Origin of the sequence: Pseudonocardia aurantiaca, from assembly GCF_039526725.1 — a bacterium.
Lineage (GTDB): Bacteria > Actinomycetota > Actinomycetes > Mycobacteriales > Pseudonocardiaceae > Pseudonocardia > Pseudonocardia aurantiaca.
In genome coordinates, this window is record NZ_BAAAJG010000004.1 from 81,602 (window position 1) to 100,764 (window position 19,163).

Consider the following 19,163-nt stretch of genomic DNA (forward strand, 5'->3'; position numbering starts at 1 on the left):
CGTCAGGTCATGAGCGGAGGCGCAGCCAGTGCCGCCGGCGGCGGGGCGGCGATGAGAGCCTTTCGAACATCAGGGTGGTCACGGCCCCGAAGGCCAGGTGCGGCACGAGATCGGAGATCCAGTCGGCAGCCGACCAGGTCCGCGGGTCGCTCACTCCCATCGCTGCTATCGGCGCCACGCTGCCCACGTTGGCGAGGAGCCCCGCCCCGAGTGCCAGCACCGGCAACGGGACCTCGCGTCCGAGACGCGATCGCACGAGTCCGTAGACCGCGCCGGCGCCGAGCCCGGTCGCGATGCCCAGCAACGCGCCCAGCCCTTCGCGCCGGTTGGCCGCTGCTTCGCTGTCGGGCCCGTCCGCGGACAGCGGCAGGTGGGTCACGTTCTCGATCTTCCGGACCGTGTCCTCCGGCGTGCTGGACGCCGGCCGGGCGCGCAGCACCATGTCCAGATACGTGACGGCGTTCAGTGCGGTGGTGGCGGCCGCTCCCGCCAGCACCCCGCTCACCACATCTCCTCGCACGTGCCGGGCGTACCCCCATCGTCGCCCCGGAAACCCGCGCCGCCGGGCCGGGCGCGGTGACAACCGGGCCGGCGGCGCGTCCCGCTACTCGGCGAAGGCGGGGGCGGTGTCGGCCGCCCTGGCGCGTCCGGGCCGTCGGACGACCCCGGAGAGGGCGACGACCAGGCCGACGACCGCGAAGCCGGTGATCACCACCAGCGCCGGGGTGAACCCGGCGAGCAGAGCTTCCGGTCCGGTCCGGCCCTCCCCGTTGGCGACCAGCACGGCCGTCACGACGGCGAGCCCGATGGCACCGCCCACCTGCAGCGAGGTGTTCAGGAGCCCGCCTGCCAAGCCCTGCTCGTCGTCCGGGATGCCTGCTGTGGCCTGGATGTTGAAGGACGCGAACGCGAGGGTGAAGCCGATCCCGAGCAGGATCATGCTGGGCAGGACCCCGACGACGTAGGGCGCGCTGCGGTCGACGAGCAGGAACAGCAGGTATCCGGCGACGTGGGCTACGACTCCGGCCGCGATCGTCCGGGACGTCCCGACCCGGACGATCAGGGTTTCCATCCGCGGCGACCCGAACGCGACGATCAGCGCCGCAGGCAGGAAGCCGAGCGCGGTCTGCAGCGCGGACCAGTGCAGCACGGACTGCAGGTAGAGCATCACCACGAACTGGAATCCGAGATATGCCCCGAAGAACATCGTGACCCCGAGGTTGGCCCTGGCCAGTGGGCCGGAGCGGAGGATGCCGAGGCGCACCAGCGGATGCGCGCTCCGGCGTTCGATCGTCACGAAGGCGGCCAGCAGCAGGGCGACGGCCACGAACTGGATCACGGTGCGCGGCGCCGCCCACCCGGCCTCCGGGGCCTCCACCACCGTGTAGACCAGCAGCATCATCGCGGCGACCCCGGTGATCGCGCCGGGGAGGTCGTACCCGCCTGAACGCTGCGGGCGGTCCCGTGGCAGGAGCCGGTAGGCCGCGACCAGCGCGACGAGGGCGATCGGCACGGGCAGGAAGAACGTCCAGCGCCAGCCGACCTCGGTCAGCAGGCCGGAGAACACCAGCCCCGCGGAGTATCCGCTCGCCCCGAAGACGGCGAAGATCCCGAGCGCCTTGTTGCGGGCAGGACCTTCGGCGAATGTCGTGGTGATGATCGAGAGCGCCGCCGGCGCCGTGAACGCCGCGGCGGCGCCCTTGAGCAGGCGGCTGGCGATGAGCAGGGCTCCGGAGTCGACCAGCCCGCCGATCAGCGAGGTCACGGTGAACACGCCGACGGCGACGAGGAACACGCGCCGCCGGCCGAGCAGGTCGGCGGTGCGCCCGCCGAGCAGCAGGAGGCCGCCGTAGGTGAGGACGTAGCCACTGACTACCCACTGCAGGACGCTGGTCGAGAGGCCGAGGTCGGCCTGGATGACGGGAAGAGCGACGCCGACCATCGACACGTCGAGTGCGTCGAGGCCGACGACGAGCGAGACGGTGAGAAGGACGCCCCAGAGCCGGGCGTCCCACCGTGTCGAGGTCGTGGACAAGTGCTGTGTGGTGGACACCGGCGCGACGCTACATGCGTGTGCATCAAAGTCCAACGCATTTAATGCAGGAGCATCAGATGCTTGCGCATGCTACGATCGCGGCCGTGAGCGAGGTCGCCGAGGACGTGCTGGTGCGCGAGTGGCGCGCCCTGCTCGCCCGGCACGCCGCCGTCTACAACGCGCTCGAGACCGAGCTGCGGCAGCGGCACTGCATCGGCGTCAGCGAGTTCGAGGCCCTCGAACGGCTCGCCGGATGCGAGATGGGGAAGTGCCGCGGTTCGGAGCTCACCGACACGGTGCACTTGAGTCAGAGCGCCGCGTCCCGGCTGGTCGCCCGGATGGAGCGCGACGGCCTCGTCGAGCGCTCGATGTGCGAGATGGACCGGCGCGGCATCTTCGTGGTGCTGACCGAGAAGGGCCGGGAGCGCTATCTCGAGGCGAAGCCCACCCACCGCGCGGTGCTCGCCGCCACCATGTCCTAGCGGATGAGGAAGCGCTCGACCAGGAGGGCGGCGCCGACGGCGATCATGCACGCGCCGGACAGCCGCGAGACGACGCGGGCCGTGTGCGGGCGGGAGCTCTGGATGCGCCCGGCCGAGGAGCCGACGATCAGGTAGACCACGGCGCAGGTCAGCGCGAAGACAACGCCGAGCGCGCTCATCTGGCCGGCGACCGGCCATGCCGCGTCCGGGGTTGTGAACTGGGGCAGGGTCGCGAGGAAGATGACGAGGCCTTTCGGGTTCAGCAAGCTCACTCCGACGCCCTGGGCGACGGTGGTCGCCGGCGTGCGCGGGGCATGCTCGGCGACCTGTGTGGCGGGCGGTTCTGCGGGGTGCGGGACAGTGGTGGCGCCCGAGCCGGATGAGGTACGCGGCGCCGATCACGGTCAGGGCGGTGAGCGCGATCGGGCTCGACGCGACAAGCGCGCCCACGCCCGCGGCCACCACGACCGTCATGGCGGCTGAGCGTGTCGCCGTGTCACCGCCGCCTGCGGGAGCTCGAACGCACCCGCGCGATCCGCGGCTACCGCGCCGTCGTGGACCCGGCCGCGCTCGGTCTGACGTTCGAGGCGCTGGTGTTCGTCACCATGCGCCAGGAGGATCGGGACACGCTGCTGGGCTTCGAGGAGGCCGTCAGCCGGATCCCGAACATCCTGCTGGCGCAGCGGTTGTTCGGCGACCCCGACTACCTGCTGCGGATCGTCACCGCCGACCTTGCGGCGTACCAGCAGCTCCAGGACGAGGCGCTGTCGGTGCTGCCGGGGGTGGCACGGATGAACTCGACGCTGGTCATGAAGCAGGTCGTCGACAACCGTCCGCTCCCGGCCTAGTGCCGCGGTTCGTCACCGGCGGCGGCGCAGGCCGTCGAGGACCACATCGAGCAGGTGCCGGGCGCGAGCGTCCCACTCCGCTTCGCCGAGTCGCGACAGGTAGCCGATGAGGAGGATGACGTCACGGGCGTCGACGTCCGGGCGGATGGTTCCGTCGGCCTTGCCGGCGTCGAGGAGTGTGGTCAGCGCATCGCCGATCGGGCCGAGGCTGTGCGCGGACAGGTCCTTCCACACCGCCACCTCGACCGCGGCGAACACTCCGCGCTTGACCCGGGCGTAGTCGGCCACCTGGTCGAACCAGCGGGCCAGCGCAGCGACCGGCTCGTGCTCGGCGAGGAGGGCCGGGGCGGCTGCAACGAGCTCGTCGACGTCCTGGCGGTAGACCTCGGCGAGCAGGTCCTCCCTGGTCGGAAAGTGGCGGTAGAGGGTGCCCTGGCCGACCCCTGCCTGCTTGGCGATCGCGTTCAGCCTCAGCTCGTCCGAGCTCGCGATGACCGCTCGTGCAGCCTGGATGATCCGGGCGCGATTCTCGGCGGCGTCGGCACGACGTACAGGTGAGCTCATCTGTCCTCTGCATGACGGACTGGAGAACCGGACACGTGTCCGCTAGCCTGGAACAGGCGGACACGTGTCCATTTTACGTTGGAAGGGGGCCTTGATGTCAGCGATGTCAGCCATCGAGGGCAAGGTCGTCGCCATCACCGGAGCGAGCAGCGGCATCGGCGCGGCCACCGCGCGGGTGCTGGCCGAGCGCGGCGCGGCGGTCGTACTTGGTGCGCGCCGGACGGAGCATCTCGCCGAGGTCGCCACGGGCATCGGTGATCATGGCGGTCGTGCTGTCACCTGCACCACCGATGTCACCCGCCGCGAGGACCTGGATCGTCTCGTCGGCATGGCAGTCGAGGAGTTCGGCCGGCTCGACGTGCTGGTGTGCAACGCCGGCATCAGCAAGATCGGGCCCATGGCGGAGCTGGACGTCGAGGGTTGGTCGGCGATGATCGACGTCAACCTCCGTGGAGTGCTCTACGGCATCGCGGCGGCACTCCCGGTGTTCCGCAGGCAGGGCCGGGGGCACCTCGTGACGACGGTGTCGACGTCCGGGCTGAAGATCGTCCCGACTCAGGCGGTCTACGCCGGGACCAAGAATGCGGTCCGCACCCTCCTGGAAGGTCTTCGGCAGGAGTCGACCGACGGTGTGCTGCGCACGACTTCGGTGTCTCCCGGGTTTGTCAGCACCGAGCTCGCCGATTCCATCGACAACCCCGAGGTCCGTGCACAGATCCAGCGGAACATGGCCGAGCTCGCCATCGCGCCGGAAGCCGTCGCCCGAGCCGTCGCCTTCGCCATCGAACAGCCCGACGACGTCGAGATCGGCGACATCACCATCCGCCCGACTGTCCAGGGCTAGTGTCCCGCGCCGCAAGCCCACCACATATCTCGACGGCCCAGCTCCCCTCTGGGCGCACCGGCGAACGGCCCGAGTACGCCCGGTACGAGGGCCGTCCGCCGGCACACCCAGCGGAAACCTGGATCCGCCGATATACGCACCGGACCTCCGGCGCGGGACACGAGGCCAGGTCATGCCATGCCGGCCCGCGCGGGCGGAGGCACAGGTGCGCGCCCGTTGAGCGCTCGGGGTCGTTGCGGAACAGCCTGTCGAGCAGCTTGTCCTGGCACCTGAGCTGAATGGGCGGCTGCGGCGGAGGTCGTGCGCATATGCACCCTCGGTGCAGGGCGCACCGCGCCCGTTGGTCCCGCGAGGGTCAGGAACGACCGCCGCTAGGGGACGAAAGTCACCATGAAGCCACGATCCGCCTTTCGCCTTCCAGGGGAGCCGATGACCAGCACTGACATCGTCCGTCGGACCGAGCGGATCCCTGCCGCGGGCGTCGTTCTCGACGCGGACGTCAGCGTGCCGGCATCGCCGCGGGGAGCCGTGCTGTTCGCGCACGGCAGCGGCAGCGGCCGGCACAGCCCTCGCAATCGCTACGTCGCCGACGTGCTCAGCCGGGCCGGCCTGGTGACTGTGCTGGCCGACCTGCTCACCCCGGAGGAGGAACAGACCGACCTGCGGACCGCGGCGCTACGGTTCGACATCGAGCGGCTCACCGAGCGGGTGACGGCGCTGACCGACCGAGTGGCCGGGAGCGAGCCGCTCAGCGGGCTGGGCATCGGGCTGTTCGGGGCGAGCACCGGTGCAGCGGCCGCGTTGTTCGCCGCTGCCTCCCGGCCCGGGGTCGTGCGGGCCGTGGTCTCCCGCGGCGGGCGGCCTGACCTCGCCGGGCCCGTCCTGCGCGACGTACACCAGCCCACCTTGCTGCTCGTCGGAGGGCAGGACCCGCTCGTCCTCGAACTCAACCGGGAGGCGGCACGGGAACTCGGCGGCGAGGCGCGCCTGGTCGTCGTTCCGGGTGCGACGCACCTGTTCGAGGAGCCCGGGGCCCTCGAGAAAGTGGCCGGGCTCGCGCGGGACTGGTTCCTGCGCCACCTGTCGGCGTCTGCCTGAGCCGCACGCCGATGGAGGGCTCCTGTCGATCGCCGGACCCGAGCCGGTTTCACCTGGGTGAGGTGAGGGGCGACGGGCCGCTGCGTGCCACGCTGCCGCGGAGCCGACGCCGGACCTCGGCGGGCGGCGGGCACGGAGGGGAGCACGACGATGCCGACAACCGGCACTGCGTCGACGACATCGCCGACGGCGCCGACATCCACGACCGATGGGACCGGGGGGACCGGCGGGACCGGCGCGGCGACGCAGGCTGCGGCGAGAACGCTCGAGCAGAACTCGCTCCACGTCGAGGTGCCCGGCGTCGGCCGCATCGAGCTGCCGCCTCCCGATCAGCTCGTCTTCTTGGGCGGCATTGCGACCCTTGTCGTGCTCCAGATCATCGAATGGCCGGTGGCGGCGGTGCTCGCCGTTGGACACGTCCTCGCCCACAACCGGCACCACGCTCTCCTGCGCGGCTTCGGGGAGGCGCTCGACGAGGCCTGACTCTGGCCGTCGGCACAGGCTTCGCGGTTGTTCTTGCCCGGAGCTTGCTTCTCTCTGGCCGGCTCGAGGGCCGCGGTTTCCTAACCTCGGCCTCGGCGACGGCCCGCACCGCTGCCGGCCCCGCCGGTACCGGGGCCGTGCGGGCCGCAATGACGCTCGAACCGGAGGACGACCCGATGACAAGTGCCGACAGTGCCGCCCATGCCGCTGCAGCCCCGGACACCTCGGCGCCGCAGGCGGGAGCGATCAGGTGTTCGAACGCCGAACGCGAGCGGGCCGCCGCGGTCGTGCAGGAGGCGGCCGGCGCCGGGCGGCTGACGATGGAGGAAACCGAGGAACGTCTCGGCAAGGTCTACGCCGCGCGGTACCGCCACGAGCTCGAGGCCTTCACGGCCGACCTTCCGGCAGTGCCGAAGCCGGCCGGGTGGGGGCTGGTCTTCGCGATGGCCCGTGAACAGTTCGCCGACAACCTCACCTCGCTGACCTCACGCGACCGGGGTCGCCGGACGGTCGCCGCCCGGACGGTCGTGATCGCGCTCGCCGTGCTGATGTTCGTCATGACCCTGGCCTTGGTCGTCGTGCACAGAATCGTCCCCGACGGTCCCGAGTACGGCGGCGGGTTCCGCTAGAGGTTCCCACAATTCGATTCGGGGCAGTCGGTTCGGCGCAGTCGGTTCGCCGCAGTCAGTCGACGCAGGGGACGCCGCCGGCGGTGATCGGCGGGTCCCCGGCGGGCGGCGCTCCGGGGGCGTCGTCGCCGGGGGTAGGGACGGCGTTGGATCCGCCTGCGGTGGATCCGGCGCGCGCCTGTGGAGTGCTTCCGCCGGTGTCGGAACCGCTGTAGTCGCGGCCCAGTAGCACCTGGACGTGCCCGGCGGGGACGGTGGCGTCGGCCTGCACCGGGATACCTCCGAGGAGATCGGCGACCTGCTGCGCGCGCGCCCGGTCGGCGGTCGCGGCGCGGACGACGGAGCGGGATGCGGTGGGAGCGTTGCCGAGGTCCCCGGGGACGATGCCGCCGTCGTTGAGCACACCCTGGACGGCGGCGGCGAGGCCGGTGCGGCCGGAGGCGTTGCTGACGTCGGCGATCAGCGGAGCGGCCGCCGGATCCGGTGCGGTGGTCCCACCGCCGGCCAGGCCGGCGAAGAACTGGCGGACCAGCGTCGGGTCGACCTGAACAGCGACGCCGTCGGACGGGGTCTGCAGCGCCGGGGTGCCGGTGGGGATGGTGCGGAAGGTGATGTTGCCGCCGGTCAGTCCTTGGGCCTGTTTGGCGAACCCGAGCAGGTCCCAGCCCTGGTCGAGCACCACATAGCGGCTGATCGCGCTGATGAGCCCCGAGAGCGCCGACGGGTTGGCGAGGGTGCCGGCGGAGAGGACCTGGTGGGCGAGGCTGGCCAGGAAGGCCTGCTGACGCACGATCCGGTCCAGGTCGCCGTGGGGCAGGCCGTGCCGCTGGCGGACGAAGGCGAGCGCGGGCGCGCCTTCAAGTGTCTGCGGGCCGGCGGGGAAGTCGGCACCGGAGTAGGAGTCGCTGACCGGGGCGTTGAGGCACACCGGAACCCCGCCGACGGCCTGGGTGATCTCGGCGAATCCGACCAGGTTGACCTCGGCGTAGTGGTCGACCGAGGACCCGGTGAGCTTCTCGATGGTCGCGATGAGACTGCGGCGCCCCGCCTGGGTCGACTGCTGGTCCAGCGCGGCGCCGGTGACGCCCTGTGCGGCCAGCCGTGTCCGTTCGGTGGCCGCCGCTCTCGCGTATGCGGAGTTGATCTTGTGGGTGCCGTAGCCGGGGATGTCGACGTACGAGTCGCGCGGGATGGAGACCGCCGTGGAGGACTTGGACGGGTCGTTGGGGATGCGGACCAGGATGAGGGTGTCGGTGTTCAGCATGCCGGTGTCGGGTCCCGCGTTGAGCTGGTCGAGGACCTGCCGGGGGAGAGGGTTGCCGTTCGCGTCGGTGCGGCTGTCCAGCCCGACGAGCAGGATGTCCGTGGCCCCGTCAGGCGCTGCCGTCGGACCGAGGACGTCGCTCGTGACCAGGCTGGTGTTCAACTGCCGGTAGACCGACCAGCCGTACCCGGTGATGAGCAGGGTCAGGGCCGACAACAGCACGACTGCCGCGCGCACGCCCCTGGCGAGGAGGTGCCGCCGGCGCCGTGCCGGGGGAGGTGCCGGGTGAGGCTGGTAGGGCGGCGGAGGTCGTCTCGGCGGAGCGCCTCCCATGGGGGGCGGGACCGGCCGCGTCGGGCGGACCGGCGGCTGCGGCATCCACCGCTCGCCTCGGGGCGGCCGCGCTGTCACGCCGGGTGCGCCGGTTGTGCCGCTCCGCCGTGAACGGGATCATGCTGACACCGATGACGAAACGCCCGGTGCGTCGAAATCGACGCGCCCATACCTGCCCTTCCTGCCGAAGCCGTGGCCCCCCGGGTGACATTAATGCAGGCGTCCGGACTGCTGATCCGGTGTGTATCGGACTGACCTGTGCTGCCGCTGTCGGATAACCGGCGAGGCGACCCAGCCAGCCTGAGTATTTCTCATCTGTGCAGGTCAGGGACCCAGCTGCGGAGAACTCCACATCGCGCCGACCGTCGGTCCGATGCGGCGGGCGCCCCGCCGGAGGGCCGGCTTGTGATCATTGTCATCGGCTCCGGAAATTGTGGTTCGGCCATTGCCGACGGTCGGTACAGAACCGGCGTGTCGGGCGGTCGGGCGGAAATACTCATGGCGGCACGGCTCGGGCGGGTTGACCTCATCCGCGCTGGTGGGACAGTAGGGACGCTGGCTGCGCCTCGCCTCCCGTCTGCCGGAAGGAGGTGGCCGACGTGTCCGCTGTGCCTCCGGACGGTCTCCAGATCTCGCTCACCGCGCCAAACCGCCTGCTCGTGGCCTGGATGCTCGCTGCCTTCGTGTTCACGTTCCTGATCACGCGGCTGATCACCCGGTTGATCCGGAGCGGCCGCGGGCCGTTCCGGGACACCACCGTCGGCGGCGTGCACATCCACCACGAGGTCTACGGCATCTTCCTCCTCCTCGGCACGGGAACGGCCGAGTTCGCCTACCGGCCCGGGGACCCGTGGGTGCAGGTGATCGCGGTGCTGTTCGGCGTGGGTGCCGCGCTCACACTCGACGAGTTCGCCCTCTGGGTGCGGCTCGACGACGTCTACTGGGGCCCCGAGGGCCGGCGCTCGGTCGACGCCGTGCTGGTGGCGGTGGTGATCGGGGGACTGCTGCTGGTCGGCGCCTCGCCCGTCGACGACGCGGACGTCGGCGGCGGCTGGGTCGTGCTCTCGGCCACCATCGCGGCCAACCTGCTCCTCGCGCTCGTGGCGATCCTCAAGGGCCGGACGTTGCTGGGGGTGGTGGGCGTGTTCGTACCGTTCGTCGCTCTGGTCGCGGCGCTCCGGCTGGCCATGCCGGGGTCGCCGTGGGCGCGGCGCCGCTACCGACCCGGCTCCGCACGCCTGCGCCGGTCCGAGCGCCGGTTCCCCGCGGGCCGGCGCAACCGTTGGGATCCGATCGTCGACCTGTTCGCCGGCAGCGCCCCGCAGGCCGCTGCCGACGGGGATCCATCAGGGGAGACCCTGCCGGCTGCCCGGCGGCGCCAGGAGAGCTAGACGGTGAGCTAGTGGGCTTCGTGGAGCAGGCCGTGCGCCGCGTCGAGCGCGGTACTCCACATGACGTCGTTGGGCACCGGGTCGCCTACCACGTGCAGGCGGTTCGTGGCGAGCACGACGCACGCCCGGTGCGCGGGCAGGACCGCGAACGTGCACCCGGTGAACCCGGGGTGGCCGAAGGCAGTGGCGGTACAGCCCACGAGGGACGTCGACCATGATCGGAACCCGCGGGACTGGCCCGCGTCCGGCCCTCCGGCCAGGAACGCGCCCAGGACTCCGGCGTCCCACGGCCCCTCGCCCGCGGCGCTGCGGCCGAGGGCGCCGCCGAGTAGCAGGAGGTCTCCGACCGTCGAGAACAGCCCGGCGTGCCCGGACACGCCGCGGAACGTGTGGAACGCGTTGCCGTCGTCCACCTCCCCGACGAGGACGTGGCTGCGCCACCCCGTGAAGTCAGCGGCCGAGCGCGGCACCGAGTACGGCTCGCCGGTGTCCACCATCCGCCGCTCGATGACGTCGCCGGTGCCACTCGCCGCGACCTCGGTACCGACCGGTCGCGCGAACGCGGTCGCGTCCATCCCCACCGGTCCGAGCACCAGCTCGCGCACCGCGGCGGGCAGCGGGCTGCGTGCGACCGCCTCGACGACCTGGCCCAGGAGCATGAAGCCGAGGTCCGAGTAGTGACGTCCGGTCCGCGGCAGGTAGCGCAGCGGCAGGTCCCGCACCAGCTCGCGCCCCTCGTCGGGGTCGGTGACGTCGCAGTAGGTCGGCCACCACTCCCACAACCCAGCTCGGTGCAGCAGCAGGTCCTCCAGCGTCAGCTCGTCGCGGCCGTCGCCGCGGAAGCCCGGCACGTACCGGGTCACCGGGTCCGCGAGCCGAAGGTCGCCTGCGTCGGCGAGCGCCACGAGCGCGGTGGTCGTTGCGGCCACCTTCGTGACGGACGCGAGGTCGTGGCTGGTGTCCGCGCTCATCGGGAGCGGTTCGTCGACGCCGAGCACCTGCCGGTGTCCCGTCACGGCGAGCGCGTCGACACCCGGCGCCCGCACGGCCAGGCACGCGCCCGGCGGCGGGGCGCAGTCTCCACGCCCCCGGAAGGTGCCCGTGACGAGCGCGTGCACGGCGTCCGTGAGCGGTCCGGCGCTCACGTCAGCACCCGTGCGAGCTCGACCTCCGGCACTCCGTACTCCGGCTCGACCCGCTGCTCGCCGGTGGGCTGCCAGCCATGGCGGGCGTAGAAGGCGCGCGCCGGCTCGTTCGGGGCGAACACCCACAGCGTTGCGCGCGATGCGCCCGCGGCCAGCAGGTGGTCGGTGCACGCCGCCAGCAGTCGTCCGCCCAGGCCGCTGCCCTGCGTGCGGGGATGGACGTAGAGGCTGTCGACGCGGCCGGTTCCGCGGCCGACGAGCGTGCATCGCGCGACCCCGATCGCGCCGCCACCGTGCTCGGCGACGAACGCCGTCGGGTCCGCGAGCGCTGCGCGCCAGAGCGCGGTCGCGGTCTCCCGGTCCATGACGGCATGCGCCGCCGCGGGGAGGAGGGGCGCGTAGCTGATCGTCCAGCAGGCCAGGAAGACCTCGACGACCGCCTCCAGGTCGGCAGCCCGGGCCTGCCTGATCAACGTCTGCCCGATCATTGGCTGCCCGATCATCGGCTGCCCGTCAGGGAACGGGCGGCGACGTGGCAGGCCGCCAGGTGTTCATCGCGGATCTCCTCCAGCGGGGGTAGCGCGGTGCGGCACACGTCCTCCGCGAGGGGGCAGCGGGGATGGAACGGGCAGCCCGAGGGCGGGGCGACCGGGTTGGGCACCTCGCCGACGACGGTGGCCGCCAGCGGCTGCGCGACGGTCGGGTCCGGCACCGGGACGGCACCGCGCAGCCCAGCGGTGTAGGGGTGCAACGGGTCTCCGCCATGAACACTGAGCACCGACTTCCACCCGCCCTGCTCGACCACCCGCCCGAAGTACATGACGGCGACCCGGTCGCTGATCTGGCGCACCATCGCCACGTCGTGGCTGATGAACAGGTAGGCGAGCTGCAGCTCGGAGCGGAGGTGGACCAGCAGGTTCATGACCTCCGCCCGCACCGACACGTCGAGCGCGGACACCGGTTCGTCCAGCAGCAGGACGCGCGGCTCGGGCGCGAGTGCCCTGGCGATGCCGACGCGCTGGCGCTGCCCGCCGGACATCTCGTGGGGGAGTCGCTGGGCGAAGGCGGGGGAGAGTCCGACGAGATCGAGCAGCTCGGCCACGCGGCGGGTCCGGTCCGCGTCCGAGGAGCCGATCCCGTGGACGGTCAGCACCTCGTCGAGCGCCGCGCCCACCGACTGCCGCGGGTCGAGGGAGGAGTACGGGTCCTGGAAGACCATCTGGATATGTCGCCGGTGCGCGCGCAGCCGCCGCCCGCGCAGCTCGGTGAGGTCGACGCCGTCGAGGACGACCCGCCCCGAGGTGGGGTCCTCCAGGCGCACCAGCACCTTCGCCAGCGTCGACTTCCCGCAGCCGGACTCCCCGACGATGCCGAGCGTCTCGCCCGCCGCCAGGCTCAGCGACACGCCGTTGAGGGCGTGGACGAGCGCGTCGGATCCACGGACGGGGAAGTGTTTGACCAGGTCGATCGCCTCGAGCATCAGCGCGCCTCCCGGATCGGGGTCCAGTCCTCGACGGGCACCCAGCATGCCGCCCGGCCCGCGCCGCGCTCCCGCAGCGGGGGAGTTTCGAGGCAGGCGTCGCGCGCCTGCGCACAGCGGGGCCGGAACGCGCATCCCTGCACATGCTCGGTCGGCAGCGGGGGCCGGCCGGGGATCTGGGCGAGCGGCGGGCGGGCGTCGTCGGCGGGGTTGGGCAGCGACGCCAGCAGCCGAGCGGTGTAGGGGTGCTGCGGCGCCGCGAAGATCTGCCGCACCGGGGCGTCCTCGACGACGTGCCCGGCGTACATGACGACCACCCGCTCCACGAGCCGTGCCACCACTCCGAGGTCGTGGGTGACCCAGATCGTCGTCATGCCCATCTCACGCTGGAGCTCGGCCACCAGGCTGAGGATCTGCTGCTGGATGGTGACGTCCAGCGCGGTGGTCGGTTCGTCGGCGATCAGCAGGGTCGGGCGCAGGGCGAGCGCCATCGCGATGACGACCCGCTGCCGCATGCCACCGGAGAACTCGTGGGGGTAGGAGCGGGAGGTGCGCGCGGGGTCGGGGATGCCGACGCGGGCGAACAGCTCCAGGCAGCGGGCCGTGGCGGCGTCGGTCTCGGTGCCGTGGACGCGCAGCGCCTCGATCACCTGGTCGCCCACGCGCATGAAGGGGTTCAGCGAGGTCATCGGGTCCTGGTAGACCATCGCGATCTCGCGCCCGCGCAGCGACCGCATCTCCGGCTCGCTCATCGTGGCGAGGTCGCGGCCGTTGAACCGCACCTGTCCGCGGGTGATCCGCAGCGGGTCTCCGAGCAGCCGCATCAGCGCCAGCATCGTGACGGACTTGCCCGACCCGCTCTCCCCGACCACCCCGACGGTCTCGCCGCGACGCAAGGCGAGGTCGATCCCGTGCACGATCTCGACGGGACGGCGGCGGCCCGCCGACACCGCGAGGTCCCGGACCTCCAGCACCGGCCCGTCCACCGTCGAAGGGGCCGTCCGCACGGTCTCCGGGCCGCTGGTCACGCCACCCCCTCGGCGACGGTCAGCCGCAGCGCCGCGGGCGCCGCCGTCACCGGCTCGGGCAGGCGGAGCGGTTCCCGGCCGGGGGTGATCGCGCCGAGGACGCGGGCCGCTCTCGCGCCGGTGGCGCTGGGCAGTGTCGCGGGGAGCCCGTGGAGCGTCTGCCAGCCGATGAGGGCGAACGCGATGGCCTCCTTGAGGTCCGGCGGGGCACCCAGCTCCGCCGAGGTCGTGAGGCGCACCCCGGGCAGGCGGTCGGCGATCAAACGCATCATGGTCGGGTTGGCGCACCCGCCGCCGGAGACCACGAGCGTGTCGACACCTGCGGCGCGCACCGCGTCGGCCACGGTCTGCGCGGTGAGCGCGGTGAGGGTGGCGATCAGGTCGGCCGGCCCCACGTCCTTGCCGTGGCGGGCCAGCGCGGCGGCGACGTACCCGTGGTGGAACAGCTCCTTGCCGGTGCTCTTCGGGGCGGGCAGCCGGTAGTAGGGCTCGGTGAGCAGGTCGGCGAGGAGGCCCTCGTCGACCCGGCCGCGTGCGGCGATCGCGCCGTCGGCGTCGTAGCCCGCCGGGTGCGCGCCGGTGTCGAGCACGGTGGCGTCCACCAGGGCGTTGGCGGGTCCGATGTCCCAGGCCAGCGGGCCACCCGCGGCACCGGGCACGGTCATGTTGGAGATGCCACCGAGGTTCAGCGCGGCGGGGCGGCCGGGGAGGCCGCCGAGCAGGAGCGTGTCGAGGTAGGACACGAGCGGGGCGCCCTGCCCGCCCGCCGCGATGTCGCGGATCCGCACGTCGGCCACCACCGGGACGCCGAGCCGCTCGGCGATCCACGCGGGCTGCCCGATCTGGAGAGTCCCCAGCGCAGACGTGCCGGAGGGGTCGACCCAGTGGAAGACGGTCTGGCCGTGCGAGCACACCGCGTCGACCCGGCCGGCCGCCCCGATCCCCGATGTGACGGCTTTCTCCGCCACGTCCGCGAACGCCTGCCCGACGAGCGTGTCCAGCTCGCAGACCTCCGCGAGCGTGGTGGCGGCCGGGGGCAGCGCGGCGAGGATCCGCGCGCGCAACGGCGGGTCGTAGCCGGTGCTCGACGCGGAGGTCACGTGCCCATGCAGCACATCACCCCGCAGCGTGAAGTCGACCACCGCCGCGTCGATCCCGTCGTGCGACGTCCCGGAGATCATGCCGAGGACCTTCATCGCTCTCCCTCCAACGCCGCCCGCAGATGACCGCCCGCGGCGACGAGCCGCTCGGTCGCCTCCGCGTCGTCGAGCCCGCGCTCCAGGCGCAGGATCGCGAGCTTCACGTGCATCCCGGACGACTCCAGGGCAGCGGCCGCGCGCTCCCGGGACACCCCCGTCACCGTGGTGACCGTCCGGATCGCGCGCTCGCGCAGCTTCGCGTTCGAGGCCTTGAGATCGACCATGAGGTTCCCGTAGGTCTTGCCGAGCTGGACCATCACGATCGTCGAGAACATGTTGAGCACCAGCTTCTGCGCGGTGCCCGCCTTGAGCCGGGTGGACCCGGCGACGACCTCCGGGCCGACGACGACCTCGATGGGGTGCTCCGCGGCGGCGCTGAGCGGGGTGTCCCGGTTGCAGGACAGGCCCACGGTGAGTGCGCCCCGGCGACGTGCCTCGGCGACCGCCGCCACGGCGAACGGTGTGCGCCCGCTGGCCGCCAGTCCGAGCACCGCGTCCGCCGGGCCGACGCCCTCGGCCGCGATCGCGGCGCGTCCGGCGTCCTCGTCGTCCTCGACGCCCTCCTGCGCGGTGAACATCGCGTCCGGCCCGCCGGCGATGACCCCGCGCACCAGCTCAGGAGGTGTGCCGAACGTGGGTGGGCACTCCGAGGCGTCCAGCACCCCCATCCGGCCCGCCGTGCCCGCGCCGACGTAGAGCAGCCGCCCGCCGGCGCGCATCCGCTCGGTCACCGCCGCGATCGCGGGCACGATCCGCGGCAGTGCCGCGTGCACGGCCTGCGGGACGCTCCCGTCGGCCTCGTTCATCAGCACGGCGAGCTCGCCGACGCTCGAGAGGTCGATTCCGGCGTACCGGGGGTCGGCCTGCTCGGTCGCCAGCGCAGCCAGCCGCTCCGGCACGTGGTCGACGGGCCCGGTCACCGGCGTTCTCCGTTCTGGGGGTCGAGTGCGTCGCGAAGGCCGTCGCCGAGCAGGTTGAGCCCCACCACCAGCGCCACGATCACGGCGCCGGGGGCGGCCATCGTCCACCAGGCCACGTTCACCAGCACCCGCGCTTCGAGCACCATCGACCCGAGCGACGGGGCTGGCGGCGGGGTGCCCAGGCCGAGGAAGCTGAGCGACGCCTCGGTGAGCACGGCCCAGGACAGGGAGAGCGTGACCTGCACGATCACGATCGGCGCGATGTTGGGCAGTACGTGCCGGGTGAGCGTCCGGAGCGGAGAGAAGCCGAGCACGGTCGCGGCGCGGATGAAGTCGGCCTCGCGCAGCGACAGCACCGGCCCGCGGGTGACCCGCACGAAGATCGGCGTGTAGACGATCGCGATGGCGGCCGCCACCGTGAGCCAGGTCCGCTCGAATGCCGACGCGAGCGCCAGGGCCAGCAACAGGGGCGGGAACGCGAACAGCACGTTCGTCACGCCGAGGATCGAGCGGCCCGACCACCCGCCGAAGAAGCCCGCGACGACACCGGCCGCGGTCCCGGCCGCCGTGGCGATCGCCACCGCCACCACGGCGATGAGCAGGGAGTTCGCCGCGCCCTCCGCGCACCGCGCGAACACGTCCCGGCCGAACTGGTCCGTGCCGAACCAGTGCTCGACCGACGGCCCGGACAACCGGTCGGCGGGCGCCTGCGTCACGGCGTCGTGGGGGAGCGCGCCGGCGACGGCCGCGAGCGCCGCGGCGACCACGATCCCGACGAGCACGGTGCCGACCAGGCCGCTACGGCTCGCGAGGGTCCTTCGCAGGAGGTTCTGGCGCCCCGGTGCCGGCGCCGCCGGGACCCCGGACACCACGTCCGTGGTCACGATGCCCTCACCCGTGGGTCGATGACCCGGTACAGCAGGTCTGTCGCCAGGTTCACCAGCACGAACGTCAGCGCGATGACGAGCACCGTGCTCTGCACGACCGCGTACTCCTTCTGCTGGATGCCGATCAGCACCTGACGCCCGATGCCCGGCACGGAGAAGATCTGCTCGACGACCACGGCCCCGCCGAGGAGGTAGCCGAACTGGAGGCCCGTCATCGTCACGATCGGGACGAGGGCGCCGCGCAGGACGTGCCGGAAGAGCACCCGCTGAGGTCCGGCGCCCTTGCCGTGGGCGGTGCGCACGAAATCCTGGGACCGCACCTCCAGCAGCGCCGAACGCGCTGTCCGCATGATCGGCGCCGCGAGACCGAACCCGAGCACGAGCGCGGGCATCAGCATCTGCTGGATGTTCAGCGCCGGGTCGGCGAAGAACGGCGCGAACTGCTCGGCGTTGGGGTTGTAGCCGAGGAACCGCGCTGACAGCGCCAGCATCGCCGAGCCGAGCAGGAACGCGGGCACCGAGAGCCCGGCCAGCCCGACCGACTGGCCGACGGCGTCGCGGGCCGAGTTCGGCCGCGACGCCGACAGCATGCCCGCGGCCACCCCGAGGACCAGCCCGATGAGCAGCGACAGCACCGCCAGCTCGAGCGTGATCGGGAGGGACGCCGCGGTCATCTCCAGCACCGACTGGCCGCTGCGCTGCGACGCGCCGAGGTTGCCGGTGACCACGGCCCCGAGCCAGGTGAAGAACTGCACGACGAGGGGCTGGTCCAGCCCGTAGTACGCCGTGAGCGCCTCCCGCTGCGCCGGCGTGAGCGCGGCGGCCTCGGTGCCGAGGGTGGCCGTGATCTGGTCGCCGGGGATCGCCCGGAGCATGACGAAGACCAGCACGGCCACCCCGAGGAGCGTCAGAACGGCCTCCAGGACCCGCCTGACCAGCGGGTGCCGAACCGGGATCATCCGCTGACGGTGGTCTCGCGCAGGAACTTCAGCGAGTTGTTGGGCATCGGGGTGAACCCGGTGACCCCGGGGGCGGTCGCGGTGTAGGTGAAGCTGGTGAAGAGCCACACCCAGGCGGCGTTGTCCTCCAGCTCGGCCGAGACCCGCTCGTAGATGGCCTTGCGCGCAGCGGGGTCGGCCGTGGCCTTGCCCTGCGCGAACAGTGCGTCGAGCTCCGGGGAGCTGAACCCGGCCACCTTGTTGAGGTTGCCGGTGCTGGTGAAGTAGCGCCCGTACATGCCGTCCGGGTCGGGCCTGCCGCCGTTGAGCGCCACCGCGGTCTGGAAGTCGGCCGCCACCCAGCGGTCCACGAACGCGCCGGACTCCAGCACCTCCAGGTTCAGCGTGATGCCGGCCTCGCCGAGCTGGGCCTGCAGGTTCGTCGCCTCGTTCACGGAGGTGGCGTACTCGCCCTGGGAGACGATCGTCGAGATGGTCAGGCCGCCCTGGTGGCCGGCCGCCGCGAGGTAGCGCTTCGCCGCCTCCACGTCCCGCTGCGGGCACGGGCGCGCCGCCGGGTCGGAGCGGTAGGCCGGGGAGGTGATCGGCCCGGTCACCTCACCCTCGCCCAGCGCCGCCGTGTCGAGCACCTGCTGGCGGTCCACCGCGCACTGGATCGCCAGCCGCACGTTGACGTCGTCGAGGGGCGCCTGGCGGGCGTTGAGCTGCAGCGCGTGGTACGACAGCTGGGGCGTCTTGGCGATCGTGGTCCCGGAGCCCTCCGCGCTCTGCGCGACCAGCGGGTCGTCGAACACGGCGAACTGGACGTTGCCCGACTGCAGCGCGGACACGATCGACGTCTCGTCGGGGATCACCCGGAACTCGACGGACGGCAGCGTGGGCGCGCCGCTCCAGTAGGACGGGTTGGCCGTCAGAGTGATCGACTCGTTCGGCTTGCGCTCGGCGAACGTGAACGGGCCGGTCCCGTTCGGCGTGGTGGCGAGGGTCTGTTCGGTGTCGTCGCTGGAGAGCATCGCGAGGTTCACCGATGCCAGCGCGGCGAGGATGCCGGCATCCGGTCCGGAGAGCCGCAGCACCACCGTGGACGGGTCGGGGGCGTCCACCGTCGTCACCGAGGCCAGGCTCGCGGCCGCCACGGCGCCCGTCGCCTCGGCCTTGATCCGCTCCAGGGAGCTCTTCACGTCGCCGGAGTCGAACGTGCTGCCGTCGGCGAACGTCACGCCCTGCCGCAGCGTCAGCGTGACGGCCGCGCCGTCGGGGGCGACCTGCCAAGACTCCGCGAGCCCCGGCACGACCTCGAGGTTCGCGTCCAGCTCGGTCAGGGTCCCGTAGAGCTGCTCGACGACGTTCACGGCCTGGAACTGGGTGGCCTTCCAGGGGAACAGCGTGTCCGGGTCGGACGTCGCGCCGATCACGAGACCACCGGACCCGGAACCGCCGCCCGTGCCGCCCGTGCCACCGCCGGCTCCCGAGCACGCGGTGAGCAGCACCGCGCCGGTCACGGCGAGCGCGCCGAGCGTGGCGCCCCGTCCTCTCCAGATCGCTCGTCGAGCCATGTCGTCCGGAACCTCCAG

General features: G+C 72.4%; 20 protein-coding genes and 1 pseudogene. 7 read left to right on the forward strand and 14 right to left on the reverse strand.

The genetic code is table 11. The annotated features are described in order from the left end of the window. Positions 1 to 7 precede the first annotated feature (7 nt). A complete protein-coding gene (locus tag ABD143_RS08170) occupies positions 8 to 505 on the reverse strand; it encodes a hypothetical protein (protein ID WP_343973669.1) in 498 nt (165 codons plus the stop codon). Positions 506 to 604: 99 nt separating this feature from the next. Further along, a complete protein-coding gene (locus ABD143_RS08175; protein WP_343973672.1) occupies positions 605 to 2,053 on the reverse strand; it encodes an MFS transporter in 1,449 nt (482 codons plus the stop codon). 86 nt (positions 2,054 to 2,139) lie between these two features. On the opposite strand from ABD143_RS08175, the gene ABD143_RS08180 reads away from it, so the two are divergent. Continuing rightward, positions 2,140 to 2,517 (forward strand): MarR family winged helix-turn-helix transcriptional regulator, encoded by a 378-nt coding sequence (locus tag ABD143_RS08180; RefSeq protein ID WP_343973675.1) that lies wholly within the window; start codon positions 2,140 to 2,142, stop codon positions 2,515 to 2,517. On the opposite strand, the pseudogene ABD143_RS08185 reads toward ABD143_RS08180, so the two are convergent. Continuing rightward, positions 2,514 to 2,810 (reverse strand): annotated as a pseudogene (locus ABD143_RS08185) (LysE family translocator); the annotation flags it as partial. The gene ABD143_RS08180 and the pseudogene ABD143_RS08185 overlap by 4 nt on opposite strands. 192 nt (positions 2,811 to 3,002) lie before the next feature. On the opposite strand from ABD143_RS08185, the gene ABD143_RS08190 reads away from it, so the two are divergent. Then, positions 3,003 to 3,365, forward strand: a complete 363-nt coding sequence (locus tag ABD143_RS08190) for an Lrp/AsnC family transcriptional regulator (RefSeq protein ID WP_343973678.1) — start codon at positions 3,003 to 3,005, stop codon at positions 3,363 to 3,365. A gap of 12 nt (positions 3,366 to 3,377) precedes the next feature. Here the strand turns inward: ABD143_RS08190 and ABD143_RS08195 are convergent, their stop codons facing one another. After that, positions 3,378 to 3,929, reverse strand: a complete 552-nt coding sequence (locus tag ABD143_RS08195; RefSeq protein WP_343973681.1) for a TetR/AcrR family transcriptional regulator — start codon at positions 3,927 to 3,929, stop codon at positions 3,378 to 3,380. A gap of 103 nt (positions 3,930 to 4,032) precedes the next feature. On the opposite strand from ABD143_RS08195, the gene ABD143_RS08200 reads away from it, so the two are divergent. The 4 genes from ABD143_RS08200 (at position 4,033) to ABD143_RS08215 (ending at position 6,983) form a co-directional block, all read left to right on the forward strand. Then, on the forward strand, positions 4,033 to 4,773 hold the full coding sequence (locus ABD143_RS08200; RefSeq protein ID WP_343973868.1) for an SDR family oxidoreductase: 741 nt from the start codon (positions 4,033 to 4,035) through the stop codon (positions 4,771 to 4,773). Between the two features lie 429 nt (positions 4,774 to 5,202). Beyond that, positions 5,203 to 5,871, forward strand: a complete 669-nt coding sequence (locus ABD143_RS08205; RefSeq protein WP_343973684.1) for a dienelactone hydrolase family protein — start codon at positions 5,203 to 5,205, stop codon at positions 5,869 to 5,871. Between the two features lie 150 nt (positions 5,872 to 6,021). Continuing rightward, positions 6,022 to 6,354, forward strand: coding sequence for a hypothetical protein (locus ABD143_RS08210; protein ID WP_343973688.1), 333 nt, complete (start codon positions 6,022 to 6,024; stop codon positions 6,352 to 6,354). 176 nt (positions 6,355 to 6,530) lie between these two features. After that, positions 6,531 to 6,983: a DUF1707 SHOCT-like domain-containing protein gene (locus ABD143_RS08215; protein ID WP_343973691.1), complete on the forward strand. Its 453-nt coding sequence runs from the start codon at positions 6,531 to 6,533 to the stop codon at positions 6,981 to 6,983. A 55-nt stretch (positions 6,984 to 7,038) separates the two neighbouring features. Here ABD143_RS08215 and ABD143_RS08220 read toward each other — a convergent pair whose 3' ends face one another. After that, positions 7,039 to 8,484: an LCP family protein gene (locus tag ABD143_RS08220; RefSeq protein ID WP_343973694.1), complete on the reverse strand. Its 1,446-nt coding sequence runs from the start codon at positions 8,482 to 8,484 to the stop codon at positions 7,039 to 7,041. Positions 8,485 to 9,179: 695 nt separating this feature from the next. Here ABD143_RS08220 and ABD143_RS08225 point away from each other — a divergent pair. Continuing rightward, positions 9,180 to 9,971 carry a hypothetical protein gene (locus ABD143_RS08225; protein ID WP_343973697.1) on the forward strand — a complete coding sequence of 264 codons (792 nt, stop codon included), beginning with the start codon at positions 9,180 to 9,182 and terminating at the stop codon, positions 9,969 to 9,971. Between the two features lie 8 nt (positions 9,972 to 9,979). Here ABD143_RS08225 and ABD143_RS08230 read toward each other — a convergent pair whose 3' ends face one another. From ABD143_RS08230 to ABD143_RS08270, 9 genes are read right to left on the reverse strand one after another with little or no spacing between them, the layout of a single operon-like run. Further along, positions 9,980 to 11,116 (reverse strand): serine hydrolase domain-containing protein, encoded by a 1,137-nt coding sequence (locus ABD143_RS08230; RefSeq protein ID WP_343973700.1) that lies wholly within the window; start codon positions 11,114 to 11,116, stop codon positions 9,980 to 9,982. Then, positions 11,113 to 11,619: a GNAT family N-acetyltransferase gene (locus ABD143_RS08235; protein ID WP_343973702.1), complete on the reverse strand. Its 507-nt coding sequence runs from the start codon at positions 11,617 to 11,619 to the stop codon at positions 11,113 to 11,115. Before ABD143_RS08235 ends, ABD143_RS08230 begins: the two co-directional genes overlap by 4 nt. Then, positions 11,616 to 12,596, reverse strand: a complete 981-nt coding sequence (locus ABD143_RS08240; protein WP_343973704.1) for an ABC transporter ATP-binding protein — start codon at positions 12,594 to 12,596, stop codon at positions 11,616 to 11,618. The genes ABD143_RS08235 and ABD143_RS08240 overlap by 4 nt, the downstream gene beginning before the upstream one ends. Next, on the reverse strand, positions 12,596 to 13,624 hold the full coding sequence (locus ABD143_RS08245) for an ABC transporter ATP-binding protein (protein WP_343973707.1): 1,029 nt from the start codon (positions 13,622 to 13,624) through the stop codon (positions 12,596 to 12,598). The genes ABD143_RS08240 and ABD143_RS08245 overlap by 1 nt, the downstream gene beginning before the upstream one ends. Continuing rightward, complete coding sequence (locus ABD143_RS08250; RefSeq protein ID WP_343973709.1) at positions 13,621 to 14,820, reverse strand: anhydro-N-acetylmuramic acid kinase; 1,200 nt, start codon at positions 14,818 to 14,820, stop codon at positions 13,621 to 13,623. The genes ABD143_RS08245 and ABD143_RS08250 overlap by 4 nt, the downstream gene beginning before the upstream one ends. Beyond that, positions 14,817 to 15,743, reverse strand: a complete 927-nt coding sequence (gene murQ / locus ABD143_RS08255) for an N-acetylmuramic acid 6-phosphate etherase (RefSeq protein ID WP_343973712.1) — start codon at positions 15,741 to 15,743, stop codon at positions 14,817 to 14,819. The genes ABD143_RS08250 and murQ overlap by 4 nt, the downstream gene beginning before the upstream one ends. Next, complete coding sequence (locus ABD143_RS08260) at positions 15,740 to 16,627, reverse strand: ABC transporter permease (protein ID WP_343973715.1); 888 nt, start codon at positions 16,625 to 16,627, stop codon at positions 15,740 to 15,742. Before ABD143_RS08260 ends, murQ begins: the two co-directional genes overlap by 4 nt. After that, positions 16,624 to 17,589, reverse strand: coding sequence for an ABC transporter permease (locus tag ABD143_RS08265; RefSeq protein ID WP_343973718.1), 966 nt, complete (start codon positions 17,587 to 17,589; stop codon positions 16,624 to 16,626). The genes ABD143_RS08260 and ABD143_RS08265 overlap by 4 nt, the downstream gene beginning before the upstream one ends. Next, positions 17,586 to 19,145, reverse strand: coding sequence for an ABC transporter substrate-binding protein (locus ABD143_RS08270; protein ID WP_343973721.1), 1,560 nt, complete (start codon positions 19,143 to 19,145; stop codon positions 17,586 to 17,588). The genes ABD143_RS08265 and ABD143_RS08270 overlap by 4 nt, the downstream gene beginning before the upstream one ends. Positions 19,146 to 19,163 lie beyond the last annotated feature (18 nt).

Excerpts from the sequence above, each read along its gene's own strand:
- ABD143_RS08235 (WP_343973702.1), bottom strand. The coding sequence starts at position 11,619 with ATGATCGGGCAGCCAATGATCGGGCAGACGTTGATCAGGCAGGCCCGG.
- ABD143_RS08240 (WP_343973704.1), bottom strand. The coding sequence starts at position 12,596 with ATGCTCGAGGCGATCGACCTGGTCAAACACTTCCCCGTCCGTGGATCC.
- ABD143_RS08205 (WP_343973684.1), top strand. The coding sequence starts at position 5,203 with ATGACCAGCACTGACATCGTCCGTCGGACCGAGCGGATCCCTGCCGCG.
- ABD143_RS08265 (WP_343973718.1), bottom strand. The coding sequence starts at position 17,589 with ATGATCCCGGTTCGGCACCCGCTGGTCAGGCGGGTCCTGGAGGCCGTT.
- ABD143_RS08270 (WP_343973721.1), bottom strand. The coding sequence starts at position 19,145 with ATGGCTCGACGAGCGATCTGGAGAGGACGGGGCGCCACGCTCGGCGCG.
- ABD143_RS08200 (WP_343973868.1), top strand. The coding sequence starts at position 4,033 with ATGTCAGCCATCGAGGGCAAGGTCGTCGCCATCACCGGAGCGAGCAGC.
- ABD143_RS08210 (WP_343973688.1), top strand. The coding sequence starts at position 6,022 with ATGCCGACAACCGGCACTGCGTCGACGACATCGCCGACGGCGCCGACA.
- ABD143_RS08250 (WP_343973709.1), bottom strand. The coding sequence starts at position 14,820 with ATGAAGGTCCTCGGCATGATCTCCGGGACGTCGCACGACGGGATCGAC.
- ABD143_RS08215 (WP_343973691.1), top strand. The coding sequence starts at position 6,531 with ATGACAAGTGCCGACAGTGCCGCCCATGCCGCTGCAGCCCCGGACACC.
- ABD143_RS08195 (WP_343973681.1), bottom strand. The coding sequence starts at position 3,929 with ATGAGCTCACCTGTACGTCGTGCCGACGCCGCCGAGAATCGCGCCCGG.